General features: G+C 72.1%; 23 protein-coding genes. 6 read left to right on the top strand and 17 right to left on the bottom strand.

Annotated elements, in window-relative coordinates; genetic code table 11:
• Window positions 1-126: 126 nt before the first annotated feature.
• The 4 genes from F1721_RS29355 to efeU form a co-directional block, all read right to left on the bottom strand.
• The gene (locus tag F1721_RS29355; protein ID WP_150070064.1) at window positions 127-1,578 is read right to left on the bottom strand and encodes an amino acid permease; all 1,452 of its coding nucleotides are present in this window, start codon (window positions 1,576-1,578) and stop codon (window positions 127-129) included.
• Between the two features lie 280 nt (window positions 1,579-1,858).
• The gene (gene efeB, locus F1721_RS29350) at window positions 1,859-3,088 is read right to left on the bottom strand and encodes an iron uptake transporter deferrochelatase/peroxidase subunit (protein WP_150070063.1); all 1,230 of its coding nucleotides are present in this window, start codon (window positions 3,086-3,088) and stop codon (window positions 1,859-1,861) included.
• A complete protein-coding gene (gene efeO, locus F1721_RS29345; RefSeq protein ID WP_150070062.1) occupies window positions 3,085-4,194 on the bottom strand; it encodes an iron uptake system protein EfeO in 1,110 nt (369 codons plus the stop codon). Before efeO ends, efeB begins: the two co-directional genes overlap by 4 nt.
• The gene (gene efeU / locus F1721_RS29340) at window positions 4,191-5,036 is read right to left on the bottom strand and encodes an iron uptake transporter permease EfeU (RefSeq protein WP_150070061.1); all 846 of its coding nucleotides are present in this window, start codon (window positions 5,034-5,036) and stop codon (window positions 4,191-4,193) included. Before efeU ends, efeO begins: the two co-directional genes overlap by 4 nt.
• A gap of 541 nt (window positions 5,037-5,577) precedes the next feature.
• Between efeU and F1721_RS29335 the strand changes: the two genes are divergently transcribed.
• Both F1721_RS29335 and F1721_RS29330 read left to right on the top strand, forming a co-directional pair.
• On the top strand, window positions 5,578-5,832 hold the full coding sequence (locus tag F1721_RS29335) for a biotin/lipoyl-containing protein (RefSeq protein ID WP_150070060.1): 255 nt from the start codon (window positions 5,578-5,580) through the stop codon (window positions 5,830-5,832).
• A gap of 57 nt (window positions 5,833-5,889) precedes the next feature.
• Entirely contained in the window at window positions 5,890-6,975 is a 1,086-nt protein-coding gene (locus tag F1721_RS29330) for a J domain-containing protein (RefSeq protein WP_150070059.1), read from the top strand.
• Here the strand turns inward: F1721_RS29330 and F1721_RS29325 are convergent, their stop codons facing one another.
• From F1721_RS29325 to F1721_RS29315, 3 genes are read right to left on the bottom strand one after another with little or no spacing between them, the layout of a single operon-like run.
• Window positions 6,976-7,611, bottom strand: coding sequence for a response regulator (locus F1721_RS29325; protein WP_150070058.1), 636 nt, complete (start codon window positions 7,609-7,611; stop codon window positions 6,976-6,978).
• Window positions 7,608-8,801 (bottom strand): sensor histidine kinase, encoded by a 1,194-nt coding sequence (locus F1721_RS29320; RefSeq protein ID WP_150070057.1) that lies wholly within the window; start codon window positions 8,799-8,801, stop codon window positions 7,608-7,610. Before F1721_RS29320 ends, F1721_RS29325 begins: the two co-directional genes overlap by 4 nt.
• Window positions 8,798-9,952, bottom strand: a complete 1,155-nt coding sequence (locus tag F1721_RS29315) for a DUF418 domain-containing protein (RefSeq protein WP_150070056.1) — start codon at window positions 9,950-9,952, stop codon at window positions 8,798-8,800. Before F1721_RS29315 ends, F1721_RS29320 begins: the two co-directional genes overlap by 4 nt.
• A gap of 255 nt (window positions 9,953-10,207) precedes the next feature.
• On the opposite strand from F1721_RS29315, the gene F1721_RS29310 reads away from it, so the two are divergent.
• A complete protein-coding gene (locus F1721_RS29310) occupies window positions 10,208-10,894 on the top strand; it encodes a dienelactone hydrolase family protein (RefSeq protein WP_211840682.1) in 687 nt (228 codons plus the stop codon).
• Between the two features lie 42 nt (window positions 10,895-10,936).
• Here the strand turns inward: F1721_RS29310 and F1721_RS29305 are convergent, their stop codons facing one another.
• From F1721_RS29305 to F1721_RS29290, 4 genes are all read right to left on the bottom strand, one after another.
• Complete coding sequence (locus F1721_RS29305; RefSeq protein ID WP_150070055.1) at window positions 10,937-12,097, bottom strand: NAD(P)/FAD-dependent oxidoreductase; 1,161 nt, start codon at window positions 12,095-12,097, stop codon at window positions 10,937-10,939.
• Window positions 12,094-13,536 (bottom strand): sodium:solute symporter family protein, encoded by a 1,443-nt coding sequence (locus tag F1721_RS29300; RefSeq protein WP_150070054.1) that lies wholly within the window; start codon window positions 13,534-13,536, stop codon window positions 12,094-12,096. Before F1721_RS29300 ends, F1721_RS29305 begins: the two co-directional genes overlap by 4 nt.
• Window positions 13,537-13,552: 16 nt before the next feature.
• Entirely contained in the window at window positions 13,553-14,689 is a 1,137-nt protein-coding gene (gene solA, locus F1721_RS29295) for an N-methyl-L-tryptophan oxidase (protein ID WP_150070053.1), read from the bottom strand.
• A 93-nt stretch (window positions 14,690-14,782) separates the two neighbouring features.
• The gene (locus F1721_RS29290) at window positions 14,783-15,505 is read right to left on the bottom strand and encodes a GntR family transcriptional regulator (RefSeq protein WP_150070052.1); all 723 of its coding nucleotides are present in this window, start codon (window positions 15,503-15,505) and stop codon (window positions 14,783-14,785) included.
• 189 nt (window positions 15,506-15,694) lie between these two features.
• Between F1721_RS29290 and F1721_RS29285 the strand changes: the two genes are divergently transcribed.
• Window positions 15,695-16,849, top strand: a complete 1,155-nt coding sequence (locus tag F1721_RS29285; RefSeq protein WP_150070051.1) for a CaiB/BaiF CoA transferase family protein — start codon at window positions 15,695-15,697, stop codon at window positions 16,847-16,849.
• A 54-nt stretch (window positions 16,850-16,903) separates the two neighbouring features.
• Here F1721_RS29285 and fabG read toward each other — a convergent pair whose 3' ends face one another.
• The 6 genes from fabG to F1721_RS29255 all read right to left on the bottom strand — a co-directional run bounded on the left by fabG (window position 16,904) and on the right by F1721_RS29255 (window position 23,977).
• A complete protein-coding gene (fabG, locus tag F1721_RS29280) occupies window positions 16,904-17,632 on the bottom strand; it encodes a 3-oxoacyl-ACP reductase FabG (RefSeq protein ID WP_246155381.1) in 729 nt (242 codons plus the stop codon).
• Window positions 17,633-17,661: 29 nt separating this feature from the next.
• Entirely contained in the window at window positions 17,662-18,810 is a 1,149-nt protein-coding gene (locus F1721_RS29275) for a thiolase (RefSeq protein ID WP_150070049.1), read from the bottom strand.
• Complete coding sequence (locus tag F1721_RS29270) at window positions 18,807-19,181, bottom strand: Zn-ribbon domain-containing OB-fold protein (RefSeq protein ID WP_246155391.1); 375 nt, start codon at window positions 19,179-19,181, stop codon at window positions 18,807-18,809. The genes F1721_RS29275 and F1721_RS29270 overlap by 4 nt, the downstream gene beginning before the upstream one ends.
• Before the next feature lie 174 nt (window positions 19,182-19,355).
• The gene (locus tag F1721_RS29265; protein ID WP_150070047.1) at window positions 19,356-21,485 is read right to left on the bottom strand and encodes an acetate--CoA ligase family protein; all 2,130 of its coding nucleotides are present in this window, start codon (window positions 21,483-21,485) and stop codon (window positions 19,356-19,358) included.
• 36 nt (window positions 21,486-21,521) lie between these two features.
• On the bottom strand, window positions 21,522-22,661 hold the full coding sequence (locus F1721_RS29260) for an acyl-CoA dehydrogenase family protein (protein WP_150070046.1): 1,140 nt from the start codon (window positions 22,659-22,661) through the stop codon (window positions 21,522-21,524).
• Window positions 22,662-22,672: 11 nt separating this feature from the next.
• On the bottom strand, window positions 22,673-23,977 hold the full coding sequence (locus F1721_RS29255) for an MFS transporter (RefSeq protein WP_150070045.1): 1,305 nt from the start codon (window positions 23,975-23,977) through the stop codon (window positions 22,673-22,675).
• Window positions 23,978-24,247: 270 nt separating this feature from the next.
• Here F1721_RS29255 and F1721_RS29250 point away from each other — a divergent pair, with 270 nt between their 5' ends.
• Both F1721_RS29250 and F1721_RS29245 read left to right on the top strand, forming a co-directional pair.
• Entirely contained in the window at window positions 24,248-25,132 is an 885-nt protein-coding gene (locus F1721_RS29250; protein WP_170301650.1) for a LysR substrate-binding domain-containing protein, read from the top strand.
• A 232-nt stretch (window positions 25,133-25,364) separates the two neighbouring features.
• Complete coding sequence (locus tag F1721_RS29245; RefSeq protein WP_150070043.1) at window positions 25,365-26,687, top strand: MFS transporter; 1,323 nt, start codon at window positions 25,365-25,367, stop codon at window positions 26,685-26,687.
• The last annotated feature ends 36 nt before the right edge of the window (window positions 26,688-26,723 follow it).

Raw genomic sequence — 26,723 nt, 5'->3', positions numbered from 1 at the left:
TTTCCATTTTCCCCCTCGTGTCAAGTCCGTTCGCCGCGCGCTGCGCTCGGGCTGATCGGGGCTGCGCGAGATGTGCCGCCGCACCGGGGTTTTCGGGCCGGGCGGCATGCCGCCCGGCCCGCGCTGCTACGCGTCGAGGTCGGCGGTGGCCAGGCGGCTGTGCTTGACGCTGTAGGTGAAGTACAGGGTGAGGGCCAGGCCCAGCCAGATCGCGAACATCAGGTACGTGGTCCAGGGCAGCTGGGAGATCAGGTAGAGGCAGGCGGCGATGCTCAGCGCGGGCACCACCGGGTAGCCCGGGACGCGGAAGCCGCGCTCCAGGTCCGGGCGGGTGCGGCGGAGGATCACCACGCCGGTGGAGACGACCGTGAACGCCACCAGGGTGCCCATGCTGGTCAGGTTCGCCAGCGTGTTCAGCGGCACCGCCGCCGCCAGCAGGCCGACGAACAGCGAGACGATCAGCGTGTTGCGCACCGGGGTGCGGCGGCGCGGGTGGACGGTGTGGAAGACCTTCGGGATCATCCCGTCACGGCCCATCGAGAACAGGATCCGGGTCTGGCCGTAGATCGTGGTCAGGGTGACACCGAAGATCGAGATGACACCACCGGCGGCGAGCACGATCGCGGGCCAGCCCGAACCGGTGAGGTTGCCCAGGATCGCGGCCAGGCCCGCGTCCTGGCCCTCGAAGTCCTGCCACGGCTGGGCGCCGATCCCGGCGATCGCGACCAGCAGGTAGATGCTCGTGACGATCACGACGCACCAGAACAGCGCCAGCGGCATCGTCCGGCGCGGGTTGCGCACCTCCTCGCCCGCGGTGGAGACGGTGTCCATGCCGATGTAGGAGAAGAACACCATCGAGGCGGCGGCGCCGACGCCCGCCGCGCCGAAGGGGGCGAAGGGCTGGGCGTTCTCGGCGTTGAACGCGGTGAACGCGACCGCGACGAACAGCAGCAGCACCGCGAGCTTGATGCACACCGTGATCGCGTTGATCGTCGCGGACTCCTTGGCGCCGCGCACCAGCAGCAGGCAGCAGGCGCTGACCAGCACGGCGGCGGGCAGGTTCAGGATCCCGCCCTCACCGGGCGGGGCGCTGAACTCGGCGGGGATCTGCCAGCCGACGACGTCGCCCAGCAGCGCGTTGAGGTACTCGCCCCAGCCGACGGCCACCGCCGAGGCGGCCACCCCGTACTCGAGCAGGAGGCACGCGCCGACGACGAAGGCGATCAGCTCGCCCATCGTGGCGTAGGCGTAGGTGTAGGAGGCACCGGCGACCGGGATCGTGGAGGCGAGCTCGGCGTAGCAGAGCGCGGTGAGCGCCGCGGTGATCGCGGCCAGCACGAACGAGATGACCACCGCGGGCCCGGCCTTGGGCACCGCCTCGTTGAGCACGATGAAGATCCCGGTGCCGACCGTGGAACCGACGCCGATCATGGTCAGCCGGGCCACGCCCAGCGACCGCCGCAGCTCACCACCGCCGGTGTCGGTGCCGCTCTCGGCGTTGAGCACGCTGATCGGTTTGCGCCGCATCACCCGGCCCCAGCCGGTGGCGGGTTCGGCGGTGGGCGCGGAACCGGACATGCATGCTCCCCTGTGGATTTCCGACGATCGTTGTTTCGCAGCGGGAAAGATGGTGAAGCACCGGATTCGACGTCCGGGCACCGGGGCCGTCGAATGGCCGTTCGCGTTGGAGCCGAACTCTAGGGACGAGAAATATCGTCGTCAACGAGTCCGAGCGCGGCAAATTCTTCTCCTGTCGTAAAGTCGCACCCGCTCATTTCCGGACCGCCCGATTGTGTCGCACAGCACGGTCGAATTGACCCGCTTGCGCGGTTGTTCTCGTTGTCGCCCAGGTGCCCGTTCAGGCGAGCAGGGCTTGGCCCCAGTGCTCGCCGGGGCCGACCCCGGGCGGGCAGGCGAAGATCGCCGAGCCGTTGTGCTCCAGGTACTCCGCCATCGCGTCCTCCTTGGACAGCAGGCGCTGGACCGGGATGAACTGCGTGCGGGGGTCGCGGTTGAAGCAGATGAAGAACAGGCCCGCGTCCAGGCGGCCGAGGCCGTCGGAGCCGTCGGTGAAGTTGTAGCCGCGGCGCAGCATGCGCGCCCCACCGTGCCGCTCCGGCGCGGCGAGGCGGATGTGAGCGTCCTCGGCGACCAGCGGTGCGCCGTCCGGGCCCTGCGCCCGCAGGTCGACCGGGTCGAACTCGTCGGCCGCGCCGAGCGGTGCTCCGGTGCCCTTGGTGCGGCCGACGACGGCCTCCTGCTCGGAGAGCGACGTGCGGTCCCAGGTCTCGACGTGCATCCGGATGCGGCGGGCCACCAGGTAGCTGCCGCCGGTCATCCACCCCGGGCCGTCGCCCGGCTGGACCCAGACGTGCCGGTCCAGCTCGGCGGTGTCCTCGGCCTTGAGGTTGTTCGTGCCGTCCTTGAAGCCGAAGAGGTTGCGCGGCGTGCTCTGCGCGCGGGAGGTGGTGGAGGTGCGGCCGAAGCCGAGCTGGGACCAGCGCACCGCAACCCGGCCGAAGCCGATGCGGGCCAGGTTGCGCACCGCGTGCACCGCCACCTGCGGGTCGTTGGCGCAGGCCTGCACGCACAGGTCGCCCCCGCTGCGCGCCGGGTCGAGGTTGTCGCCGGGGAAGTGCGGCAGGTCGACCAGCCCGGGCGGGCGGCGGTCGGCGAGCCCGAACCGCCCGTCGAACAGCGACGGCCCGAAGCCCACCGTGAGCGTCAGCGCCGAGGCGGGCAGGTCCAGCGCCTCGCCGGTGTCGGCCGGTGGCGCTTCGGCCGGGCCGCCGACCGCGCCGTGCTCGACGGCTTCGAGACCGGCCGTCATCCGCTCGGCCGCGCGGGTCCACTCGCGCAGCAGGTCGGCCAGCTCGGCGCGGTCGGAGGTGGTCACGTCGAAGGCCACGAAGTGCATCCGGTCCTGCGCGGGCGTGGTGATGCCCGCCTGGTGCGGGCCGTGGAAGGCCACCGTGCCCGCGGCGTCGTCGCGGTCGCCCGCGAGGTACCCGGCCCCGGCGCCCGCACCGGCGAGCGCGATGCCCGCGCCGGTCAGGCCGAACAGCCGTCGGCGCGACACCCCGGTCATCGCGCCACCGCGCTCGCGGTCCGGCTCAGCGGTTCGCCGAGCGCGTCCACCGCCGCCGCCAGCTCCCGCACCTGGTCGGGGGCGAGGTCGGTGTAGGGCTTGAAGCCCTCGCCGTCCCGGTAGCGCGCCAGGAGCCCGTTCACCGCGCCGAACTTCTCGTCCAGCGTCGCCAGCAGCTGCGGGTCCGCGGCGGTCAGCACCGGCCGCAGCGCGGTGATCACCTGAGCTGCACCGTCCACATTGGCCTGGAAGTCCGACAGGTCGGTGTGCGAGAAGGCCTCCTCCTCGCCGGTGACCTTGCCGGTGGCGACCTCGTCGAGCAGCTCCTTGGCGCCGTTGGCGACGCCGGTCGGGGTCAGCTCCGCGGTCCGGGACTGCGCCACCACCTGGCCGACGTCGGCCACGAGCTGGTCGGCGATGGCCGCGGCGTCCGGCTGCAGGCCGGTGGTCCACAGGTCCTTCTCCAGCCGGTGGAACCCGGTGAACGCCTGCCCCGGCTCCAGGTCCGCCTCGCGGCCGTCGATCTTCGGGTCCAGGTCGCCGAAGCTCTCGGCCACCGGCTCGATGCGCTCCCACGGTTCGCGCGCCGGGGCGTAGAGCTGCTTGGCCAGCTCGACGTCTCCGGCCTTGACCGCGTCGGCGAAGCGCGCGGTGCGCTGCTCCAGCTCGGTGGCCTGCTGGTCGACGTAGGCCCGGTAGTCGGCGACGGCCTGCGCCGCGGCGCCGTCCTGGGCGGTGGCCGAACCGGTCACGGTGAACTCGGTGCGGATCCCGTCGCCGCGCATGCCCGGCTTGCACGCGGCGGTGTACCGGCCGCCCTGCGGGACCTCGGCGACGAGCTGCCGGGTCAGGCCGGGGCCGATGTTCTCGACCTCGCTGATGATCCGGTCCCCGGCGCCGTACAGGTAGAACTCGGTGACCTGGCTGCCGGTGTTGGTCACCTGGAACCGGACGGTTCCGGCCGGGGCCGACGTGGCGGAGAGCGTGCACGCGTCGTCGGCGGCCTGCACGGTGATCGCGCCGTCGGGGACGTCCTGGGAGCCGCATCCGGCGAGCAGGGCGGTGCAGAGCGCAGCGGGGACCAGGGCGCGGGCGGTGGGGTTCATTCGGTCACTTCCGAGGAGATCGGGGCGGGCCGGACCGCACGGCGGTGCGGGCGGAGGAACAGCGGGAGCACGACCAGGGCGTAGCCGAGCCAGGCGATGGCTTCGAGCACGGTGGTCTGCGGGGAGAAGTTGAAGATGCCCTTGAGCAGGGCGCCGTACCAGGAGGTGGGCGGCACGTAGGCGCTGGCGTCGAAGGCGAGGGTGTGCAGGCCCGGCAGCAGCCCGGCCTCCTGCAGGTCGTGCAGGCCGTAGGCGAGCACCCCGGCGGCCACGAACACCAGCAGGACGCCGGTGGCGGTGAAGAACTTCGACAGGTCGATCCGGACGGCCCCGGCGTAGAGCAGGAACCCGAGCAGGACCGACAGCGCGATGCCGATGACGAAGCCGACCAGCGGCAGCACGGTGCCACCGCCCGCCGACTGCACGCTGGAGAAGAAGAACACGGCGGTCTCCATGCCCTCGCGGGCGACCGCGAGGAACGCCACCGCGATCACCGCGCCTGGGCCGAGCTGGAGCGCGTCGTCGAGCCGGTCGCGCAGCTGGGCGGCCAGGGTGCGGCCCGCGCGGCGCATCCAGAAGATCATCCCGGTCACGAACACCACCGCGATGATCGAGGCGATCCCGCCGAAGGCCTCCTGGGCTTCGAAGCTCAGCGAGGCCGCGGTGTAGGTCAGCACGGCGCCGAGGCCCACCGACAGCACGACCGCCACCGCGACGCCGATCCACACCAGCGGCAGCGCGCGGCGGCGCTCGGTGCGGACCAGGAAGGCGACCAGGATGCTGACCACCAGGACGGCTTCCAAGCCTTCCCGCAGACCGATCAAGGCATTACTGAGCAACATTCACGTTTTCCCTTTTCCGTGCGACCGCGGGTGACCGAGAAAACTAGGTAAGGCTCACCTTGGTGTCAAACAAGTGTGAACACCGCGACTCCGGAGCCCGAAATTTTGCGATCGAACGCCGCTTTACCCGCTTTGACCTGCTTGTTCGAGATGGGGGTGGCGGTGTTCGCGGGGTCCGGTCGGGCGGTGCGGCGGGGGAGCTGTTCGTCACGTCGCGCCCCACGCGCCCCAGCTCATCGGTTAGGGTGGTGCGCGGCACCGGTGGGCGTTGCGCCCGCCGACGACGGACTTGGCGGTGTCGGGCGAGTCGGCCGGAGTTCCCTCCCGCTCCGGTTCGCGGACCCGGCGGTGCACCGCTGGAGCTAGCCGAGCCGGTTCGAGGCGCCACCGAGGACCGGGCCCGGCTGTTCCGGGTGGTCAAAAGGGAGGGACGGCGCTGCCGTCTCGGCCGCCCGCGTGGAAGAGCCCGCTGACCCGAAGGTCAGCGGGTTTTTTCGCGTTCGGGGTGCGATCGGGGCCCGTTGCGGGCACCGTAACCAGCATGTCCACAGTCAAGGCGCAGCAGCCGGGCGTCTTCTACCGGCGACCCGCTCCGGAGGCCGACCCGTACGTGCGCGAGGGCGGGCACGTCGACGCGGGCCAGACCATCGCCGTGATCGAGGCGGTCAAGACCTACAACCCGGTCAAGGTCGACAACCCGGGCACGGTGACGCGGTTCCTGCTCGCCGACGGCGCCGAGGTCACCCGGGGGCAGGAGATCGCCGAACTCGCCGACGAAACAGCCGACCGCGGTTGATCTTGCCTTCGGCGCAAGCCCTATCATGACCGCGCAGTCGTGGGAGGCAGGAGGGCCGTGCGCGGGGTCGACTATTACGAGCTGCTCGGCGTGAAGCGCGATGCGACCGCCTCGGAGATCAAGTCCGCGTACCGGACGCTGGCCCGCAGCATGCACCCCGACGTCGGCGGCACCGCGGGCACGTTCCGCCTGCTGCAGGAGGCGTACGAGACCCTCAACGACCCGGTGCGCCGCGCGAGCTACGACGGCGGCGCCGACCGGGCGGAGAAGCCCCGGCCGCAGCGGACCGCCCGCCGTCCCCGGCGGACCTTCGGCGACGACCCGAACTACGTGCCGCGGTTGCCCCGGCTGCGCCTGGACGACATCGCGTGGTGGGACGGCGTCGACCCGGACGCGCGCATCCGCTACCTGCCGGTGACCGGGCCGGAGCGCGCCCCCACCCTCGCGCTGGTGGGCGGCTGGTCGCTGCTGCTGCTCGCCGGGCTGGCCGTGGAGCTGTCCGCAGCGCTGCTGGCCGCTTGGCTCGGGCTGCTGGTGGCCTCCGGCGCGGTGATCGTGGTGCTGCTGCGCAGGCACATCCGGGCGCACCGGGCCGACCGGATGTTCGCCGCGGAGTTCGACAGCAGCCGGATCTTCGGGCTGCGCGGCACCGGCGATCCGGAGAACCGGGCGCAGCAGCTGACCGCCGAGCTGTGCGCCAAGTACCTGACCCGGCTGCCCGGGGTGCGGGTGTTCCACGGCCTGGCCTGGCCCGGCTCGGTCTTCGAGGACATCGACCACGCGGTGCTGTGCGGGCGGCGGCTCGTGCTGGTGGAGTCCAAGACCTGGCTGCCCGGCCACTACACGGCCGACGAGGAGGGCACGCTGTGGCGCAACGGCCACCCCTTCCGCGGCGGTGCGACCCGGCTGGCCGAGGGCGTCGAGGCGTTCGAGGAGCTGCTGCCGGGCGTCGAGGTGCGCGGGGCGGTGCTGATCTACCCGAGCCGCTCCGGTGAGGTGACCACCGTCGAGCAGGACGGGCAGGTCTCGCCGATGACCCCGGGGCAGTTCGTCCGCGAGATCGGCAGCTGGCTGGCCCAGGACCCGGCGACGGTGGACCGCGAGGCGTTCACCGCCGTGCTCGACCAGGTCATCGCCGACTGATCACCGCGGGTCGAGCAGCCCCCGGTCGTAGGCGGCGGCCACCGCGGCGGCGCGGTCCGGCACGCCGAGCTTGGCGTAGACGTGCAGCAGGTGGGTCTTCACCGTCGCCACGCTGATGTGCAGGTCGGCCGCCACCTCCCGGTTGGTCCGGCCGCGCGCGACGAGCCCGACGATCTCGCGTTCCCGGGCGCTGAGCTCGGTGTTCGCGGGCGCCGGGCGGATCCTGCTGAGCAGCTTGGCGGCGACCGGCGGCGAGAGGACGGACTCGTCCCGCACCGCAGCGCGCACCGCTCGGAACAGCTCCTCGCGCGGGGTGTCCTTGAGCAGGTAGCCGATGGCGCCCGCCTCGATCGCGGGCAGCACGTCGGAATCGGTGTCGTGCGTGGTCAGCACCAGGACCCGCGCTGCGGCGAACCGCGCCCGCAGCAGCCGGATCAGCTCGGCGCCGCTCGGGTCCGGCATCCGCAGATCGGTCAGCACCACGTCGGGTTCCGCCGCGGCGACCACGGCCAGCGCTTCGGCGCCGCTCGCCGCTTCGCCGACCACCTCGAAATCGGGTTGGGTGCCGAGCATCGCGCGCAACCCGTCGCGCACCACGGGGTGGTCGTCGACGACGACGAGCTTCAACCGGTTCATCGGGTGCCTCCCAGCGGAACGGCGACGCTGAGCGCGGTTCCGGCGCCCGGCGCGGACTCGATCTCCGCGGAACCGGCGAGCTGCCCCACCCGCTCGCGCAGCGCGGTCAGCCCGAACCCGGACGCGGCGTTGACGTCGAAACCCGTTCCGTCGTCGCGCACGTCCAGCACCAGCAGATCGTCCATGTAGGACAGCGTGACGTCCACCCGTCCCGCCCGGGCGTGCTTGCCGATGTTGGACAGGGCTTCCTGCGCGGCGCGCAGCACGACCACCTCGGTCTCCGCCGGTGCGGGGCGCGGCGTCCCGGTCAGGGTGAACTCGGTCGGGACGCCGTGCTGCTCGTGCCACGCGGTCGCGGTGTTCGAGACCGCTTCGGCCAGCCGGGTGTTCTCCAGCGGGCCGGGGCGCAGCGCTTCGATCGAGCGGCGGACCTCGGTCAAGCTGGTGCGCGCGAGCTGCCGGGCCTTGCCCAGCCGATCGCGGACCGGTTCGGCCGGGGACAGCTCCTCAGCGGCTTCGAGCTGGGTGACGATGCCGGTCAGCCCCTGGGCCGCGGTGTCGTGGATCTCGCGGGCCAGCCGGGCGCGCTCTTCGGCCGCGGCCGCGGCTTTCGCCCGTTCGACCAGCACTTCGTGCAGCCGGGCGTTCTCGGCCAGCGCCGCGGCCAGCCGGGTGTTGACCTCGTGCCGCCGGTCCGCCTCGCGCTCCATCGCCCGGATCGCCCAGCCGATCAGCGCCGCCAGCGGGGTGACGGTCGCGAGGTTGAGCAGGGTCAGCGGAACGTTCGTCTCCGGCACCACCAGCCAGGGCGCGCCCGCGAGCACGGCACCGGCGTAGGCGTACCAGCCGGGAAGCGTGACGAAGGCGAGCACGTAGCAGGCCGGGACGAAGAGCTGGAAACTGCTGCTGCGCATCACCAGCAGCGTGGTCAGCGCCAGCAGGCCGAGAAAGTACAGGGCCATGAGCCAGGTTCGGCGCTCGCACCAGTCCGGGTGCGCCACCACGAACCACCAGTGCCACAGCCCCAGACCTGCCGCGATGACCAGCGTGACCGACTGGTGCTGCCAACCGGTCGCGTTGAGCAGCGACACCGCGCACGCCACGCCGAGCAGCCCGTACGGCGCCAGCGTCCAGATCCTGTCCCAGGTCCGCTGGTGCTGGACGACGCGCTGTTCCTCGACCAAGGTCACGCTGCCGAGTCTGGCAGATTCCGGCGGGTCAGGTGGCGCAGCAAGGTCTCCGCCGGACCGGGTTTGCCCGCGCGCCGCAGGATTTCGGCGAGCAGCACCGAGACCAGCCAGGTGCCCAGCGCCAGCAGCGCGACCTCGGCCGAACCCAGCGTCGCGCCCAGGCCCAGCGTGAACGGCATCAGCAGCGCCACGAAGACGGCGGACTGGAACAGGTAGCAGCTCAGCGATCGCTGCCCGCAGGCGCTGATCGCCCGCACCACCGGACCGCGCCGGTCGTCCAGCCGGATCGCCAGCAGGCCGATCAGCGCCGCGTAGCCGAGCCCACCGGCAACGCCGGTCACCACGTGCACGGCTGAGGCCGCCCACGTGACGGCGAGGTTCGGCGGTGCCCAGAACCCGCCCACGGCGAGCCCCATCGGCAGGCCGCCGAGCACCGCGGCGGAGAGCCCGCCGACCGCGGTGCGGACCAGCGCGGTGCGGTACCGCGCCGGATCGGTCAGCAGCCCGCGCCGGCCGATGCAGATGCCGACGAGCGCTGCGCTCACCACGCCGAGCATCCCGAACGGCGTCATCAGCCATTCCAGCGGTCGGAGGGCGAAGGCCTCCAGCGGGGACTCGACGGCGAAGGACCAGAAGTAGGACCGGTGATCCCCGGCCGGTGGCATCGCGTTGACGGCTCCCTGGACCACCGCCACGACCACCAGCCAGCACGCGGCGGCGATCAGCAGGGTGCGCTCCCGGATCCGCGTCGAGGCGGCGATCGCGAAACCCACCACGCCGTAAAGACCCAGCACGTCACCGGGGAACAGCAGCACCGCGTGGACCAGCCCGAACGCCAGCATCCACCAGCAGCGGCGGCGCAGGACCCGGGGCCCGGAGCGCTGCAGCACCTGCACGGCTCCGGCGGCGAACAGCGCGGCGAACATCGGGTAGGCGCGCCCGTCGGCGAACACCACGACCAGCGCGCTGGTGATCCGGTCGAGCAGCCCGTCCTCGACGATGTGCTGCTTCAGGCCGTACGGGCGGGCATGGAGGTAGATCGTCGAGTTGACCAGCGCGATCAGCGCGAGCATCGCGCCGCGGGCCAGGTCCGGGGCGAGGGCGCGTTCCTGGAGGCGGACCGGGCCGGTGCCGGTCGGGAGGGAGGACATGCGTTCGACGATGCTGGTCCGGGCGGCGGCCCGGCATCGGCGGGCCGGTCGGTTCCCGGTGTCCACCCCGGGATCCACCGCATCCACCACCTGGTCGATGCGGCGGGAGGCGGGGCTTGGCAGGCGGGCCGGGGGTCGATACCGTGTTGATCTTGGCCGGGGCTGGGACGCCCCGGACCTGAGCACGTGCGATCAGCCTGGCCCGGCGCGACCATGTGCCGGTCGGCTCAGAGGTCCGGTCAGAGGAGTGCCACGGTGACGAATCCGCACCAGAACGTCAGCTTCCCCAGCAACGGGCGCACCGCGCACGGATACCTGGCGACGCCGTCCGGCAGCGGTCCGGGCGTCGTGGTGATCCAGGAGTGGTGGGGGCTGACCGACCACGTCGCGGACGTGGCGGACCGGCTGGCGGCGGAGGGGTTCGTCGCGCTGGCCCCGGACCTCTACGGCGGGCGCACCACGCACGACGGCAAGGAGGCCGCGCGGCTGATGCAGGAGCTGCCGGTTGACCGGGCGGCCCGCGACCTCGCGGGCGCGGTCGACTTCCTGCTCAAGCACGAGCAGGTGACCAGCTCCTCGGTCGGCGTGGTCGGGTTCTGCATGGGCGGGAAGTTCGCGATCGTGCTGGGCGCGCAGCAGGGCGACCGCGTCGGGGCGGTGGTGCCGTTCTACGGCCTGCCCTCGGTGGCCGAGACCGACTTCTCCGGGCTCACCGCGCCGGTGCTGTGCCACTTCGGCGAGTACGACCGGACGATCAGCGTGGACGCGGTCGGCGAGCTGCGGGACAAGATCCAGCAGCAGTCCCCGGTCCGCCCGCAGATCTACTTCTACCCGGCCGGTCACGCGTTCTTCAACGACCAGAACCCGGCCTCGTACCACGAGGACTCGGCCCGCACGGCCTGGCCGCGCACCCTCGACTTCCTCCGCCGCCACCTCGCCTGACCCGCCGGAGGGGCCGCGATCTCGCGATCGCGACCCCGCGGGTCACTGCTGACCGGCGAAGCGGGCCGGTTCCAGGGGCGGGAGGTCGGACTGGCCGATCAGCCGCTGGGGGCGGAAGTCGGCCAGCGAATCCTCCTGGTCGCCGGTGAGCAGCTCCCGGGCGGCCAGACGGCCGAGGAGCGGGCCCAGGGTGATGCCGCTGTGGGTGGCGAGGGTGTAGATCTTGCCGCTGTCGCCGAGGAACCCGGCGACGGTGAGGCCGTCGGCGGGCATCGAGCGCTGGCCGACCCGCAGGGATTCCAGGCTCGCGCCCTCGGTACCCGCCAGCAGGTCGTTCAGGCGGCGGCACAGGGTCCGGGCGTGGTCGCCGTCCGGGGACGGCGGGTTGGCCGGGTCCGCGTGCGCGTCGAGGTCCAGGCCCTGCACGATCAGCCGTCCCGCGCCGTCCGGGCGGACGTTGAGGTGCGGCGTGGTCAGGACCCGGTCCAGCCGGGTGGCGACCGGCCGGGTGTAGCCGAGCAGGCCGACCGCGGCCGAGCCCGCCGCGTCCGGGTCCGCCATCGGAACCCGGTACCCGGCCGAGGCGGTCAGCGCTTCGGTCCAGCGACCGGTCGCGAGCACCACCGCGTCGAAATCGGCTGTCCCGCCGGACAACTCGACCCGCGCCATGCCGTCCACTTCGGACACGCCGAGCGCCTCGGCGGGGCAGCGGAGCTCGGCGCCGCGCTCCCGCGCCTCGCCCCACAGGCGTGCCACCAGCAGCGCCGGGAACACGTGGCCCTCGGTGGGGTAGTGGGCGATGTCGCGGACCCCGTCCGGGACCCGCAGGTCGGGCACCAGCTCGCGGGCCTGCTCCGGGGTGATCCAGTCCACCGGGTAGTCCCGCCCGGTCAGCTCGGCGACCGAGGCGGCCAGGCGCTCCGCGCCCGCCGCGTCCTGGGCCCACTCCAGATTCCCGTTGCGCACCAACCAGTTCGCCCCGGGCTCGGCCGCCAGCTCGGCGTGCTCGGCCATGCCCGCGACGTTGAGGTCGTGGTAGGAGCGCGGGTTCTTGCTGTGCGAGTTGGTCCAGGCGAACGACGTCCCGGTGGTCCCGGCCAGCGGTGCGGTTCGTTCGAAGACCGTCACCTCCGCCCCGGCCAGCGCCAACGCGCGCGCGGTGCTGGCCCCGAGCACACCGAGGCCGATCACGGCGATCTTCATGCTTCTTCCCTCACGAGTTCGCTGCGGACATCTGCACTGGGCTTCCCCGGCGTGGCGAGCGCGATCACCAGCAGCACCACCGTCGACGCGCCGATGCCGTACACCGCGTACGGGACGGTGGTGTCGAGCACCTGCGCCACGGCGCAGCCGACGATGCCGGTGAGCATGCTGGCGATCGCGGCGGCCGGGGTGAGGCGGCGGCGCTTGTGCAGCGCGTAGCCGAGGAAGATGGGTGCGGCCAGCGCGGCCGCCGAGTAGGCGTAGGTGGCGACCAGCCAGGTCAGCGCCTTGGGGAACAGGATCGCCAGCACCGCGGCCAGGACCGACACCCCGACGGTGATCATCCGGGACAGCGAGACCGTCTGCCGCTCGCCCTGCTCCTTGCCGACGATGTTCTGGTACACGTCGCGGGTCAGGTTGGCCACCACGGACTGCAGCGCGGCGCCGGTGGTGGACACGATCGTCGACACCAGGAAAGCGCCGAAGACGATCACCAGCCAGGTCGGCAGCTGGGTCAGCAGCCAGCCCGCGGCGTCCTCCTCGTTGGTCAGGCCCGGGTTCATCGAGTGCACGGCCAGTCCGATGCACCCGGCGTAGATGCCGCCGATGAGCATGGTCAGGCCGGACAGGCCGAGGCCGCGGCGCGCGTCGGAGACCTTCTTGGTGGCGAAGACGCGCTGGTAGTAGAGCTGGTTGGTGAGCGTGCCGGGCAGGATCGCGGCGATCCACAGCCAGATCTGCTCCCAGCCGACGGCGGTGAAGCCCTCCCAGCCCCACAACCGCTGCGGCACGGTCGCGGTGATCTGGCCCCAGCCACCGGCCAGGTGGACGGCGTAGGCCGCCACGCCCAGCGACATTGCGATCATGAAGATGCCGAACACGAAGTCGGTCCAGGCCACCGAGGTCAGCCCGCCCGGCAGCACGAACAGCAGCGACGCCACCATGATCAGCAGGATCAGCGCGGTCGGCGAGACCCCGGTGAGCTGGCCGAAGAGCTGCGCGAAGGCGACGAACTGGGTGGCCAGCCAGCCGAACGGCACCACCAGGGCGGCGATCGCGGCGATCGCGGTGACCAGCTTGTGCTGCCCGAACAGCCTGGTGATGATGTCCGGCACGGTGGTGAAGCGCTGCTGCCGCAACCACTTCGCGATCAGCATCAGCACGAGGAAGCCGATCAGCACGCAGCCCTCGTAGATGAACACCGACCAGCCGGACTTGTAGCCGATGCCGACGTGCGCGATCAGCACCCCGCCGCCGGTGGCGGTGGCGAACTGGGTGATGATCACCACGATCAGCGGCAGCGACTCGCCCGCCGACAGCCAGTCCTGCGAGTTCTTCGCCTTCCGTCCGAAGTAGACGGACATGCCGATGCCGAAGCCGATCACCAGCAGGCTGGCGACGATGATCCCGATGATCTGTCCGGTGGATCCTGTGGGCATGGTTCGCCTCCGGTGGTCACGCGCGCGCGAAGCGGTGGGGGGCCAGCTGGGTGATGTCGTGCTCGGTGCTCCCGCGCAGCGCGAGGTCGGCACCGATCTCGCCGAAGACCGGGGCGAGCTTGAAGCCGTGGCCGGAGAACCCGGTCATGACGGTGGCGTTGCGGTGGCCGGGCAGCGGGCCCAGCAGGGCGTGCTCGTCCGGGGTGAACCCCTCGGCGAAGGTGCCGATGCGCACCGGGTGGGGCGTGACGCCGGGCAGCAGCCGCTGCGCGGCGGCCGACGCCGCGCGGGCGAACTCCGGCTCGGCGCTGCGGGGCAGCTCGTCCGGGTCCGGCAGGGCGGGCCAGCCCAGGTGGTGCGGCACGATCTTGATGGAAACCCCGTCCAGCAGCGGGAAGCAGGAGAACCCGGCTTCCCGGTGGCGGCGGATCGCGATCGGCAGCCGGTCCGGCCGGTGCGCGGCGGGGTCGTGCGCGGCGAACCAGCAGGCGGTGATCCGCCGGACCTCGATCGGCAGCGAGCGCAGCGGTTCCAGGCGGTGCGCCCACGGGCCGGGCGCGAACACCACGTGGTCGACGTCGAAGTCCTTGCCCGCGCTGGTGATTCGCCAACCTTGCGCGGTCTCGGCGACCTCGGTGATCTGATGGTAGGGGAGGATCTTCGCGCCTGCCTCCGCCGCGGCGCGCAGCGCGGCCTGCACCGCGGGTTCGGGGCGGAGCACGCCCGCGGCCGGGTCGAGCACCATGACCTCGTCGTCGTCGATCCGGTGCTGCGGGAAGCGCTTTCGGGCCAGGTCGGCGTCGAGCACCTCGTGGTCGAGGTCGTGCTCTTCGGCGCACTGCTGCACGGCCTGGACGTCGGGGTGGTCGGCCGGTCCGATGGTCAGACCGCCGCACATCGTCAGCAGCTCGGCGCTCGCGGTCGTTTCGAGCTCGCGCCACAGCTGTCCGGCCCGTCGGAGCAGCGGGACGTAGTTCGAGCCCTCCTTGTAGGCGGTGCGGAAGATGCGCGATTCCCCGGCGGAGGCGCCGCGGTCGTGGCCGGGGGAGTAGGTGTCGAAGGCCAGCACGTCGGCGCCGCGCCGGGCCAGCTGCCAGGTGGTCGTGGCACCGATGACTCCGGTGCCGATCACTGCGACACGAGGTCGGCTCATGGTCGCTCCAGGAACAGGGTTTTTCGGGCAGGGGGCACCGAGGGAGCGTGGTGCGGGTGAATCGCCGGTTTCCGGGGAAACCGACCGGGTGCGTCAGGAGTCCGGTGTGGACAGAACGGTCTGCTCGATGAAGAACTCGACGAGGTCCGGGCGGATGATGTGCCACATGGCCTCGGCGAGCTTGCCGTCGGTCAGCCAGGTCAACCGGCGGAGCCGGATCACCGCTCCGCCCGGCGCCAGGCGCAACCGGGTGGCGGTGGCCTCGTCGAGCAGGACCGGGTCGATGTAGACCCGGGACTTGGCGGCCGGGACGCCGGTGCGGGCGAAGTAGTCGTGCACGGTCAGGTGGGCCAGGTCCTCGTCCAGCATTCGTGGTGCCAGCGAGAACGGGACGGCGGAGAGCTCCACGGCGATCGGGTTGTCGTCCACGTCGAACTTCAGCCGCCGCAGCTGGTTCACCGGCGCGTCGTCGGGCACGCCGGGCAGTTCGACGTCGGCATCGCGCGCCGGGATCACCGACGCCGAGTCCACGGCGTGCCGGCCCGGGATCTCCGGGCCCCGCAACGTCGGGTTCACCACGCGCAGCAGGTTCTCCTGCCGCGCCCCTTCGGCGACGAAGGTGCCGCGCCGCCGGTGGCGCTCCACCAGCCCGGCCTGCGCCAGCTCGGTCAGGACCCGTTGCGCGGTCGCGCGGCTGACCGAGTGCTGCTGCTGAAGCTCGGCCTCGGTGGGCAACCGGCTGCCGGGCGGCAGCGCGCCGGAGCGGATCCGCTGCTCCAGTTCGGTGCGGATGCGCAGGTACGCCGGGGTTGCCACGAGGTGGAATCTAGCTTGCCGCCAATTGACCGGTCAATAGTTGTTTTGCACGGTCAATGACCGGCGAGAATATGTACGGCCATAGTTGTCCGGACGGTGCGGGACGGCATTGACACGTCGGGAGTGGCCGGGCAATGCTGACCTGCGATTGGCCGTACAAATCCGCGCGGCGGGAAGGAGAGCGGGTCGATGCTTCCGCTGGAAGGCGTGACCGTGGTGTCCCTGGAGCAGGCGGTCGCCGCCCCGTTCGCCACTCGGCAGCTGGCCGATCTCGGCGCGCGGGTGATCAAGGTGGAGCGCCCGACCGGGGACTTCGCCCGCGGCTACGACACCTCGGTGAAGGGGCTGTCCAGCCACTTCGTCTGGCTCAACCGCAACAAGGAGAGCATCGTCCTGGACCTCAAGGCGGCGGCCGACCGCGAGGTGATGGACAAGCTGCTGGCCCGCGCGGACGTGTTCGTGCAGAACCTCGCGCCGGGCGCGGCGGCCCGGCTCGGGCTGGGGGCCGCGGAGCTGCGGGAGAAGGACCCGCGGCTGATCGTCTGCGACCTCTCCGGCTACGGCAGCTCCGGGCCGTACCGCGACAAGAAGGCCTACGACCTGCTGATCCAGTGCGAGACCGGGCTGGTCTCCATCACCGGGACCCCGGAGGAACCGGCCAAGACCGGCATCTCCACCGCCGACATCGCCGGTGGCATGTACGCCTACACCGGAGTGCTCACCGCGCTGTACGAGCGCGAGCGCACCGGGCGCGGCACGGCCTTCGAGGTGTCGCTGTTCGACGCGCTGGGCGAGTGGATGGGTTTCCCGTACTACTACGGCTATTACGGCGGCACGGCTCCTGTGCGGGCCGGGGCGCGGCACGCCGCCATCGCGCCCTACGGGCCGTTCGCCGCCGGCGACGGGGGACAGGTCTTCCTCGGCGTGCAGAACGAGCGGGAATGGGTGAAGTTCTGCGAGCAGGTGCTGGAGCAGCCGGAGCTGGCCACCGATCCGCGGTTCGACGCCAACCCGAAGCGGGTGGCCAACGTCTTCGAGCTGCAGGTCGCGGTCGAGGCGGTGTTCGCGGCGCTGAGCAGCGCGGAGATCGAGCAGCGGCTGGAGCGGGTCGGCATCGCCAACGCCCGGATGCGCACCGTGGCGGAGTTCGCCGACCACCCGCAGCTGGCGGCGCGCGACCGCTGGCGCGAGGTCGACTCCCCGGCCGGTCCGCTGCGCACCCTGCTGCCCCCGGTGACGGTGCCGGGGCGGGAACCGCGCATGGACCCGATCCCGGAGGTCGGCGAGCACACCCACGCCATCCTCGCCGAGCTCGACGGGCACGCCGAACCGCCCCGCGACTGAGGCGGTCCGCCAGCGGGAGGCGCCGCCCGGCGGACGGCGCCTCCTCGTCCGGCGTCAGAGGTGGCGGCCGCCGGTGATCTCCAGGACGCAGCCCGTCATGTAGGACGACAGGTCGGAGGCCAGGAACAGCACCACGTTGGCCACCTCGGCGGGCTCGCCCGCGCGCTGCATCGGGATCTCCTGGAGCTTGGCGTTCCAGACGTCCTCGCGCAGCGCCGCGGTCATGTCGGTGCGGATCAGGCCCGGCTGCACCGCGTTGACCCGCACGCCCTTGTGCGCGACCTCCTTGGCCGCCGCCTTGGTCAGGCCGACGATGCCCGCCTTGGCCGCGCTGTAGTTGGTCTGGCCGATCATGCCGACCTTGCCGGAGATCGACGAGATGTTCACGATCGCGCCGCTGCCCTGCTCGCGCATCACCGCCGCCGCGGCTCGGGTGCCCAGCCAGGCGCCCTTGACGTGCACGTCCAGCACCGCCTCGAAGTCGTCCAGGGTCATCTTGCGCATCGTGGCGTCGCGGGTGATGCCCGCGTTGTTGACCATCACGTCCAGCGAGCCGAACTCGCCGGTGGCCGCCTCGACCGCCGCCTGCACCGCGTCCGGGTCGGTCACGTCGCAGGCCACGCCGAGCGCGGTGCCGTCCAGCGCCTCCGCGGACTGCTTCGCGCGGTCCCCGTCGATGTCGGCGAGCACCACCTTCGCGCCCTGGGACACGAAGTTCTCCGCGATCGCGTACCCGATTCCCTTGGCGCCGCCGGTGATCACCGCGACCTTGTCCTGCAGCATCAGCAAACCTCCACAGTGCTCGGGCGCCCTCACAGCGCGCTTTCCGTGCCGAAGATCGCGGTGACCTGGCTGGACAGCACACCGCCGTTGCCGTGCGCGAGCGCCACGTCCGCGTCCTGGACCTGCCGCGCGCCGCACTCGCCGCGCAGCTGCCGTACCGCCTCGATGATGGTGAAGATCCCGTACATGCCGGGGTGGCAGTAGGACAGGCCGCCGCCGTTGGTGTTCACCGGGAGCTCGCCGCCCGGCGCGATGCGGCCCTCGGAGACGAACTCGCCGCCCTCGCCCTTCGCGCAGAACCCGAGGTCCTCCAGGAACAGCACCGGGTTGATGGTGAAGGCGTCGTAGAGCTCCACCACGTCGACGTCCTGCGGCCCGAGCCCGGCCATCGCGAACGCCCGGCCGCCGGACTCGGCCGCCGCGGTGACCGTAAGGTCCGGCATCGCCGAGATGCTGCGGTGCGAGGTGGCCTCGCCCGCGCCGAGCAGGAACACCGGCTGGCCGGGCCGGTCGCGGGCGCGCTCGGCGCTGGTCAGCACCACCGCGCCGCCGCCGTCGGTGACCAGGCAGCAGTCCAGCTTGGTCAGCGGGTCGCTGATCATCCGCGCTGCCAGCACGTCCTCGCGGGTCAGCGGATCGCGCGCGAACGCCACCGGGTTGAGCTGCGCCCACCGCCGGGCGGCCACCGCCACGTCGGCCAGCTGCTCGCGGGTGGTGCCGTACTGGTGCATGTGCCGGGCGGTCGCCATCGCGTACATGCTGATCGGGTGGCGGGCCCGGTAGGGCGCTTCGTACGGGTTGGGCTTGGACGGCGAGACGAGGCGTCCGCCGTCGGAGCGCTGGGTGCTGCCGTAGACGATCAGCGCCGTGCTGATCAGCCCGGCGTCGATCGCCGCCGCGGCGTGCAGCAGGTGCGAGACGAACGAGCTGCCGCCGATGGTCGAGCCGTCCACGTACTTCGGCCGGATGCCCAGGTACTCGGCGGTGTCCATGCCCGACATCGGGTAGTAGGAGGAGGCGGTGAACAGACCGTCCACATCGGACTTCTTCAGCCCGGCGTCGGCCAGCGCGCGCACCGTCGCCTGCCCGGCCAGGTCCAGCGGGGTCAACCCCGGCGCGACCTGCCCGAGATCCGATTCGGCCACGCCGACCACCGCCGTGGTGCCGCGCAAGGTCATGAGATCTCCTCCCGGAACACCGCGACCGGTTCCCCGTCCTGCTCGACCACGGCCAGCCCGACCCGGGTGCCGATCAGCACCCGGTCGGCGTCGACGCCCTCGACCCGCGACATCATGCGGAAGCCCTCGTCGAGGTCGATCAGCGCGACGTTGTGCACGCCCTCGCGGCCCCGCACCGCGGTCGTGGAGTAGACGGCCCCGCGCCCGCTGCTGCGCTGCCAGGCCAGGTCGTCGCTGCCGCACCCCGGGCACAGCACGCGCGGCTGGAACACCGCCGCCGAGCACGCCCGGCAGCGCTGGAACCGCAGCTCGCCGGCGGCCAGCCCGTCCCGGAACACGGCCTCGGGCGCAGCCCCGGCCGGAGACCTCACTTCGCTCAATTCCTCCACACCTTCCTTCGGATCAGACCGGACACCCCTCCCGCGGCCCACCGGAGGATCCGCAGTTTCAACTGAAACTGCGATCTCCACCCACGACGGATCACAGTTTCAATTGAAACTGCGGTTTCCCGGTGCCGCGGACGTGAGGACGCCGGTCGGGTTCGGTCATTCGGCGGGGTTCAGGACCGCCAGGCAGTCCACCGCGACGACGCCCTTGCCCGCCTCGTCGAGCAGCAGCGGGTTGACGTCGAGCTCGGCGATGTCGTCGGCCAGGTCGTGGGCCAGCCAGGACAGGCGCGCCACCGCGTCGGCCGCGGCGGCGAGATCCCGCGCCGGTTTGCCGCGCACCTCGCCGAACAGGCGGCTGCCGCGCAGCGAGAGCAGCAGGCGCTCGGCGGCAGCGGCGTCCAGCGGTGCGACGCCGACCTGGCTGTCGGCGAGCACGTCCACCAGCACCCCGCCGAACCCGACCACCACGACCGGCCCGAACGCCGGGTCGTGCTTGATGCCCGCGATGAGCTCGGTGCCGCCACCGGCCATCCGCTGCACCAGCAGCCGCGCCCCGGGATCCCCGGCACCGCGGGCGATGTCGAGCAGTTCCCCGGCTGCCGCGCGGATCTCCGCGTCGTCGGTCAGGCCCAGCCGCACCCCGCCGACGTCGGACTTGTGCCCGATGCGGTCGGACAGCAGCTTGACCGCCACCGGGCCGCCGAGGTCGTGCGCGGCGGCGACCGCCGCATCCGGTGTCGCGGCGGGGAACGCGCCCGCGCACGGGATGCCGTAGGCGGCGATCAGGCGGCTCGACTCGTGCTCGTCGAGCTGGGCGCGGCCCTGGTCCCGGGCGTCCTGGACGATCGCGCGGACCACCTGGTCGTCGATGTCGTCCGGCCGCTCCGGCGAGGGAAGTGGCGGGCGCAGGGAGAAGTCGGCCAGCTTGCCCAGCGCGGCGGCGGCCCGGCCGGGGTCGGTGAAGCACGGGATGCCCAGCTCCTGCAGCCGTCGCCGGGGACGTCCGCTGCCCCCGGTCCACACCACCACCAGCGGGCGGTCGGTGGCCCGGTGGGCCTGCTCGATGGCGTCGATCAGCTGCTCGGAGGCGTTGTCGGCGTTGCCCAGCAGCACCGCGATCATGTCCGTGCCCGGGTGCTGGACCGCGACGTCGAGGCCGCGGCGCAGCAGGTCTGGGTCGCTGATCAGCGTCGCGGTCAGGTCGATCGGGTTGCGCGGCGACCCGTACGCCGGGATCACCTCGGCCATCCGCTGCTGCCACGCCTCGTCCCACGGCTGCACCAGCAGGCCGTTGTCGCTGGCCACGTCGGCCATCAGCACACCGGCGCCGCCGGACAGCGACAGCGTGCTCAGCCGCCGACCGCGGGCGCGCCGCCCGTTGGCGAAGACCTGCGCGGTGTCCAGCAGCTGCTCCTGCCCGGCCAGCCGGACGATGCCGTGCTGGCGGGCCGCGCCGTCGAACACGGCGTCCTCCCCGGCCAGCGAGGCGGTGTGCGACTGGGCGGCGCGGGCCCCTGCCTCGGAGCTGCCGACCTTGACCAGCAGGATCGGCTTGTCCAGCTCGTCCGCCCGGCGCGCCACCGCCAGCAGCTCCCGGCCCCGGTGCACGCCTTCCAGGTAGGCCATCAGCACGTCGACCCCGTCGGTCTCCACCAGCCCGCCCAGCACCTCGGCCACCGACAGGTCGGCCTCGTTGCCGGTGTTGAGGAAGTGCGAGATGCCCAGCCCGGCGTTCTGCGCCGCGCTGAAGATGAAGGTGCCGAAGGCGCCGCTCTGGCTGACGAAGGCCACCGGCCCGTCGACCAGCTCCGAGGTGTCGTCCATCGCGGAGGTGAAGGTCGGCATCGCGCGGTCGCGCAGGTTGAACATGCCCAGGCAGTTCGGCCCGAGCACCCGGATGCCGGTCTCGGCGATGACCTCCGCCAGCTGCCGCTGCAGGTGCTCGCCGCGCGGACCGATCTCGGCGAAGCCGGACGCGCCGACGATCGCCGCCGGGATGCCGCGGGCGGCGCAGGCGCGCAGCCCGTCGACGACCTTGTCCGCGGGCAGCATCACCATGGCCAGGTCGATCTCGCCGTCGACCTCGTCCAGCCCGCGGTAGGCGGGCAGGCCCTGGACCTCGGCGCGCCGGGCGTTGATCGGCAGCAGCCGACCGGTGTAGCCGAACCGCTTCATCAGCTCGATCGGCCGCCCGGACAACTTGATCGGGTTGTCCGAGGCGCCCAGGACGGCGATCGACCGGGGGTGCAGCAAGCGCTGGATCGCGGAGTTGGCGGCAGCGGCCACGGAAATCCTCCTCGCGGTGGGTGGGGTCGGGACCGGTCAGGCGAACTGGCGCAGGAGCTGCTTGGCGATGATCAGCTTCTGGATCTCGCTGGTGCCCTCGTAGATGCGGAACACCCGGGAATCGCGGTAGAAGCGCTCCACCGGGACCCCGCGCATGTACCCGGACCCGCCGTGCACCTGCACCGCGCGGTCGGCCACCCGGGAGACCATCTCGCTGCAGAACAACTTCGCGCACGAGGGCGCCAGCCGGGTGTCCGCACCGGAGTCGTACTCGCGCGCCGCTTCCAGCACCATCGACCGGCCCGCGTAGTACTCCGCCTGCGACTCGGCCAGCAGCGCCTGCACCAGCTGGAACCGGCTGATCGGCTTGCCGCCCTGCTCGGCCTCGGCGGCGAAGCGCACCGATTCCTCGACGATCCGCCCGGCCAGCCCCACGCAGATCGCCGCGATGTGCAGCCGACCGCGGGTCAGCGAGGACATCGCGGCGGTGAACCCGGTGCCCTCCTGCCCGCCGACCAGCGCCGAGGCGGGTACCCGCACGTCGTCGAAGAACACCTCGGCGGTGTGCGCCCCGGCCTGGCCCATCTTCGCGTTCGGCGGCCCGATCCGGACCCCGTCCAGCCCGGTCTCGACCAGGAACACCGAGATGCCCCCGTGCACGTCCTCCCCGGTCCGCGCGAAGACCACCAGCACGTCGGCGTGCGGGGCGTTGGTGATGAACCGCTTCGCGCCGGACAGCACGTAGTGCTCGCCGTCGCGGACCGCCTTGGTGCGCACCGAGCTCGGGTCCGAACCCGCGCCGTCCTCGGTGAGCGCGAAGGAGGCGATCGCCTCCCCGGCGGCCAGCCGCGGCAACCACCGCTGCTTCTGCTCCTCGGTGCCGTACTTGACGATCACCTGCCCGGCGATGCCGTTGTTGGTGCCGAACATCGACCGGAACGCCGGGACGGTGTGGCCCAGTTCCATCGCCAGCCGCACGTCCTCGCTCATCGACAGGCCGAGCCCGCCGTGCTCCTCCGGCAGCGCGAAGCCGAACAGCCCCATGTCCGCCGCGGTGGCGCGCAGCCGCTCCGGGATCGCGTCGGTCCGCTCGATCTCGTCCTCGGCGGGCACCACCTCGTCGCGGACGAAATCGCGCACCGTGCGCAGCACGTCGTCGAACACGTTCGGATCCATCGAGCCACCAATCACTCGTCACCGGCTTTGACGCCGGAGGTTGCGGTTTCCGGGGACTCCGCGGCCGCCTGGTGCGCGGAGCGGGTCAGCAGGACTCGGACGCCGACCAGCGACATCAGCACGGTGACCACCGCCCAGCCGATCACCGGCAGGATCGAGCCGGAGGCGGTCAGCAGCAGCTGGCCGATCATCGGGGTGGTGCCGCCGAGCAGCGTCCCGGCCAGGCCGTAGGACAGCGAGATCGCCGTGTAGCGCACGCGCGCCGGGAAGGCGTCGGCCAGCACACCGGCGAGGATCGAGTAGAACATCACGTGCGGCAGCGTCGCGGCCACCATGCCGACCACCGACCAGGCGAAGCTGCCGGTGCTGATCAGCAGGAACATCAGCGGCATCACCGGCAGCTCGGCGACCAGCAGGATCGTGACGATCTTGCGCACGCCGAACTTGCTGGCCAGCACCGCGCCGAAGGGCTGCACGAAGAACTGGGTGATGCTGGCGATGAGCACCACGGTCATGAACGTCTCGCGCTCGAACCCGAGCTCGTTGGTCGCCCACGACACCGCGAAGGTGTTCTTGAAGTACGACGCGGAGAACACGATGGCGCAGGCGAACACGCCGAGCACCACGAGACCGGTGTGGTGGCGGAAGGTGTCCAGCAGCGGGAACTTCGCGACCTGCCCGGTCTCCTTGAGCCGGGTCAGCTGCGGCGACTCCGAGATGCTCAGCCGGATCACCAGCCCCAGCACCACCAGCACCGCCGAGGCCAGGAACGGGATGCGCCAGCCCCAGCTGTAGAAGGCGTCGTCGGGCAGCTGCGAGACGAGGGTGAAGGCCAGCGAGGACAGGATCTGGCCGGACGGCGAGCCCTGCTGGGCCCAGGAACCGGAGATGATGCTGCGGCCCTTCGGGGCGTGCTCGGTGGCGATGAGCACCGCGCCGCCCCACTCGCCGCCGACGGCCAGGCCCTGCACGACGCGCAGCAGCACCAGCAGGATCGGCGCGGCGATGCCGATCGTGGCGTAGGTGGGCAGCAGGCCGATGGCCACGGTGGTGATGCCCATCAGCAGCAGCGTCGTGATCAGCGCCTTCTTGCGGCCCACCCGGTCGCCGAGGTGGCCGAAGATGATGCCGCCCAGCGGGCGGGCCAGGAAGCCGACCCAGAACGTCGCGAACGACACCAGCACGCCGATCGCGGGGGTGACCACCGGGAAGAACAGCTTGCCGAACACCAGCGCGGAGGCGGTGCCGTAGATGTAGAAGTCGTACCACTCGATGCTGGTGCCGACGAACGAGGCGATGCCCGCTCTGCGGCCCATCCTCTCCTGTTCCGAAAGACGTCTCATCGCACTGGCTCCGTCCCACCGAATGCGGGCGCCCGCTGCGATGGCAGGCGAAACCCGTTGGCACACCGTTGGATTCACCACCGCGGCGGTCGGGGCCCGCGAGCGCCGCACCGCGATCCCGGTGCCCCGAAGCTAGGTCACCGGTTGTGTTCCGTCTAACACCAAAATCGGCTAGGTTTGATTCGGCTGCGCGACACAATGCGCGTTGACCTGGGCAAAGCCGCTCGCGGTCGGGAGGTGGGTGTGGAGCTGCGCCACCTGCAGGCGTTCGTCGCCGTCGCCGAGGAGCTCAACTTCCGGCGCGCGGCGGTCCGGCTGCACATGTCCCAACCGCCGCTCTCGCAGCAGATCAAGCGCTTGGAGCACGAGGTCGGCGTGCCGCTGCTGCGGCGCACCACGCGGCAGGTCTCGCTCACCGCGGCGGGGGAGGCGTTCCTGCGCGAGGCGCGCAAGACGCTGGAGTCGGCCGAGGCCGCCCCGCGGCTGGCCCGGCAGGCCGCGGCCGGGGAGATCGGGGTGGTGCGGCTCGGGTTCAGCGGGCAGACCTCGTACCAGGTGATGCTGCTGATCGTGCGCAAGTTCCGGGAGCGCTACCCGGACGTGCGGCTCGACATCGTCAGCCCGCTCTACGGCGGGGAACTGGTGGAACGGCTGCACCAGCAGGAGATCGACGCCGGGCTGCTGCGGCTGCCGGTGCCGACCGAGGGCCTGCGGGTGCGGGAGCTGGAGCAGCACCCGCTGGCGGTGGCCCTGCCGGAGCACCACCGCCTGGCCGGTCGCAGCGTCGGGGTGGCCGACCTGCGCGGCGAGCCGGTGATCAGCTACCCGACCAACCGCGGATCGGTGGTCAACCAGCTGGTGCAGGCCGCCTGCCTGCGCCACGGCTTCAGCCCGCGCTTCGTGCAGGAGGCGCCCGACACCCACACCATCCTGTCCCTGGTGGGCGCGGGCTCCGGCATCGGGCTGGTCCCGGCGACCGCGGGGCACCTGAAGGTGCCGGGCGTGGTGCTGGTGCCGGTGCACGACGCGCCGCCGGTCCCGCTGGCGCTGGTGTGGCGCGAGGACGACCCGAACCCGGCGCTGGCCGGACTGGTCGGGCTCCTGGACGAGGTCGCCGCCGAGCTCTGACAGCCGGTCGTGAGTGCGAAAACCGCCTCCAGCCGGTTTTCGCGCTCACGACCTCGGCAACGAAGTCCACTGTGGAGTTACCGGCGAGTTTTCCCTTCGTTCTGCGGGAAATCGCGGAGTGTGGTGCAGTCCACTCGCGTCCGGCGTAACTCCGGCGCGCCGGGCGCCGACATGCACGGTGGACAACCGGTCGACGCTGACCGGTCCGCACATCTGAACAAGGAGGTCTTTGGTGGCTGCCGACCGACCGGAGCGTCGGGCTTGGTGGATCTGGAGCGCGGCGGTGATCGCCTATCTCGCCGCGGTTTTTCACAGGGGCAGCTTGGGGGTCGCCGGAACGCAGGCGCTGGACCGCTTCGACGTCGGTCCGGCCGCGCTGAGCGCGTTCACGGTCCTGCAGGTCGGCATCTACGCCGGTATGCAGATTCCCACCGGATTGCTGGTGGACCGCTTCGGTTCCCGCCGGGTGATCACCGTGGCGGTGGTGCTCCTCGGGACCGGTCAAGTGCTTTTCGCCGTCGCCGACTCGTACTCGGCGGGCCTGGTGGCCCGCGCGGTGCTGGGCCTGGGCGACGCGCTGATGTGGGTGAGCATCCTCCGGCTGGTGGCGTCGCACTTCTCGGCCCGCCGCTACGCGCTGGTGGCGACGGTGTCCAGCGCGCTGGGGGCGCTGGGTGGTGTCGCGGCCACGTTCCCGCTCGCGATGGCGTTGCAGAACCTGGGGTGGACCGCGACGTTCCTGCTGGTGGGCGCGCTGACGCTGGGGTACGCGGCGGTGACCGGCACGGTCGTGCGGGACGTCGCGCCGGGTGGTGCGCAGCCGCGCCGCGGCGGGGCGGTGTTCCAGCAGGTGCGCAACGCGTGGTCGGTGCCGGGCACCCGGCTGGCGTTCTGGACGCACTTCTGCACGATGTTCGCCTCGGGCGCGCTGACGCTGCTGTGGGGCTTCCCGTACCTGGTGAACGGCCTCGGGGTGCCCGCGCCGACGGCGAGCGTGCTGCTCAGCCTGCTGATCGTCGGTCAGGTCGTCGGCGGCCCGGTGGTGGGCGCGCTGATCGGCAGCCGACCGGAGTGGCGGATGTGGATCGTGCTGGGCTACCTGGCGGTCAACGCGCTGTCCTGGGTGGTGCTGCTGGCCTGGCCGCAGGGGCGGCCGCCGGTGGCGGTGATCGCGGCGGCGTTCCTGGTCTTCGCGCTGGGCGGCCCGGTCTCGTCGGTGGCCTTCGCCCTGGTGCGCGACTACAACTCGGTGCAGCAGGTCGGCACCGCGACCGGCGTGGCCAACGCGGGCGGCCACTCCGCGACGGCGCTGGGCGTGCTGTGCGTGGGCCTGGTCCTGGACGTGGCGCAGGGCATGCCGGGCGGCTCGGAGTACCGGGTCGCGATGCTGGCCCTGGTGGCGCTGCTGCTGTTCGGCGCGTCCCGCACGGTGGTGTGGTGGCGTCGCGCCCGCGCGGAGGTCTTCGCGGCGGAAGCGCGCGGCGAAGGGGTCCCGGTGGTGCTCACCCGCCACCGCTGGGACCTGCGGACCCCGCGCCAACCGGTCGCCGCCTGACCGGACCGGGGGCACGGTGACCGGCGCAGCGGTCAC

Source organism: Saccharopolyspora hirsuta, from assembly GCF_008630535.1.
Classification (GTDB): domain Bacteria; phylum Actinomycetota; class Actinomycetes; order Mycobacteriales; family Pseudonocardiaceae; genus Saccharopolyspora; species Saccharopolyspora hirsuta.
The sequence above is the reverse complement of the archived record's forward strand: the minus strand, read 5'-3'. Positions and strand labels throughout refer to the sequence as shown.

What these genes read in the sequence shown, in the direction of transcription:
- F1721_RS29355 (WP_150070064.1), bottom strand. Translation starts at nt 1,578, where the DNA reads ATGTCCGGTTCCGCGCCCACCGCCGAACCCGCCACCGGCTGGGGCCGG.
- efeB (WP_150070063.1), bottom strand. Translation starts at nt 3,088, where the DNA reads ATGACCGGGGTGTCGCGCCGACGGCTGTTCGGCCTGACCGGCGCGGGC.
- efeO (WP_150070062.1), bottom strand. Translation starts at nt 4,194, where the DNA reads ATGAACCCCACCGCCCGCGCCCTGGTCCCCGCTGCGCTCTGCACCGCC.
- efeU (WP_150070061.1), bottom strand. Translation starts at nt 5,036, where the DNA reads ATGTTGCTCAGTAATGCCTTGATCGGTCTGCGGGAAGGCTTGGAAGCC.
- F1721_RS29335 (WP_150070060.1), top strand. Translation starts at nt 5,578, where the DNA reads ATGTCCACAGTCAAGGCGCAGCAGCCGGGCGTCTTCTACCGGCGACCC.
- F1721_RS29325 (WP_150070058.1), bottom strand. Translation starts at nt 7,611, where the DNA reads ATGAACCGGTTGAAGCTCGTCGTCGTCGACGACCACCCCGTGGTGCGC.
- F1721_RS29315 (WP_150070056.1), bottom strand. Translation starts at nt 9,952, where the DNA reads ATGTCCTCCCTCCCGACCGGCACCGGCCCGGTCCGCCTCCAGGAACGC.
- F1721_RS29305 (WP_150070055.1), bottom strand. Translation starts at nt 12,097, where the DNA reads ATGAAGATCGCCGTGATCGGCCTCGGTGTGCTCGGGGCCAGCACCGCG.
- F1721_RS29300 (WP_150070054.1), bottom strand. Translation starts at nt 13,536, where the DNA reads ATGCCCACAGGATCCACCGGACAGATCATCGGGATCATCGTCGCCAGC.
- solA (WP_150070053.1), bottom strand. Translation starts at nt 14,689, where the DNA reads ATGAGCCGACCTCGTGTCGCAGTGATCGGCACCGGAGTCATCGGTGCC.
- F1721_RS29285 (WP_150070051.1), top strand. Translation starts at nt 15,695, where the DNA reads ATGCTTCCGCTGGAAGGCGTGACCGTGGTGTCCCTGGAGCAGGCGGTC.
- fabG (WP_246155381.1), bottom strand. Translation starts at nt 17,632, where the DNA reads ATGCTGCAGGACAAGGTCGCGGTGATCACCGGCGGCGCCAAGGGAATC.
- F1721_RS29275 (WP_150070049.1), bottom strand. Translation starts at nt 18,810, where the DNA reads ATGACCTTGCGCGGCACCACGGCGGTGGTCGGCGTGGCCGAATCGGAT.
- F1721_RS29260 (WP_150070046.1), bottom strand. Translation starts at nt 22,661, where the DNA reads ATGGATCCGAACGTGTTCGACGACGTGCTGCGCACGGTGCGCGATTTC.
- F1721_RS29255 (WP_150070045.1), bottom strand. Translation starts at nt 23,977, where the DNA reads ATGGGCCGCAGAGCGGGCATCGCCTCGTTCGTCGGCACCAGCATCGAG.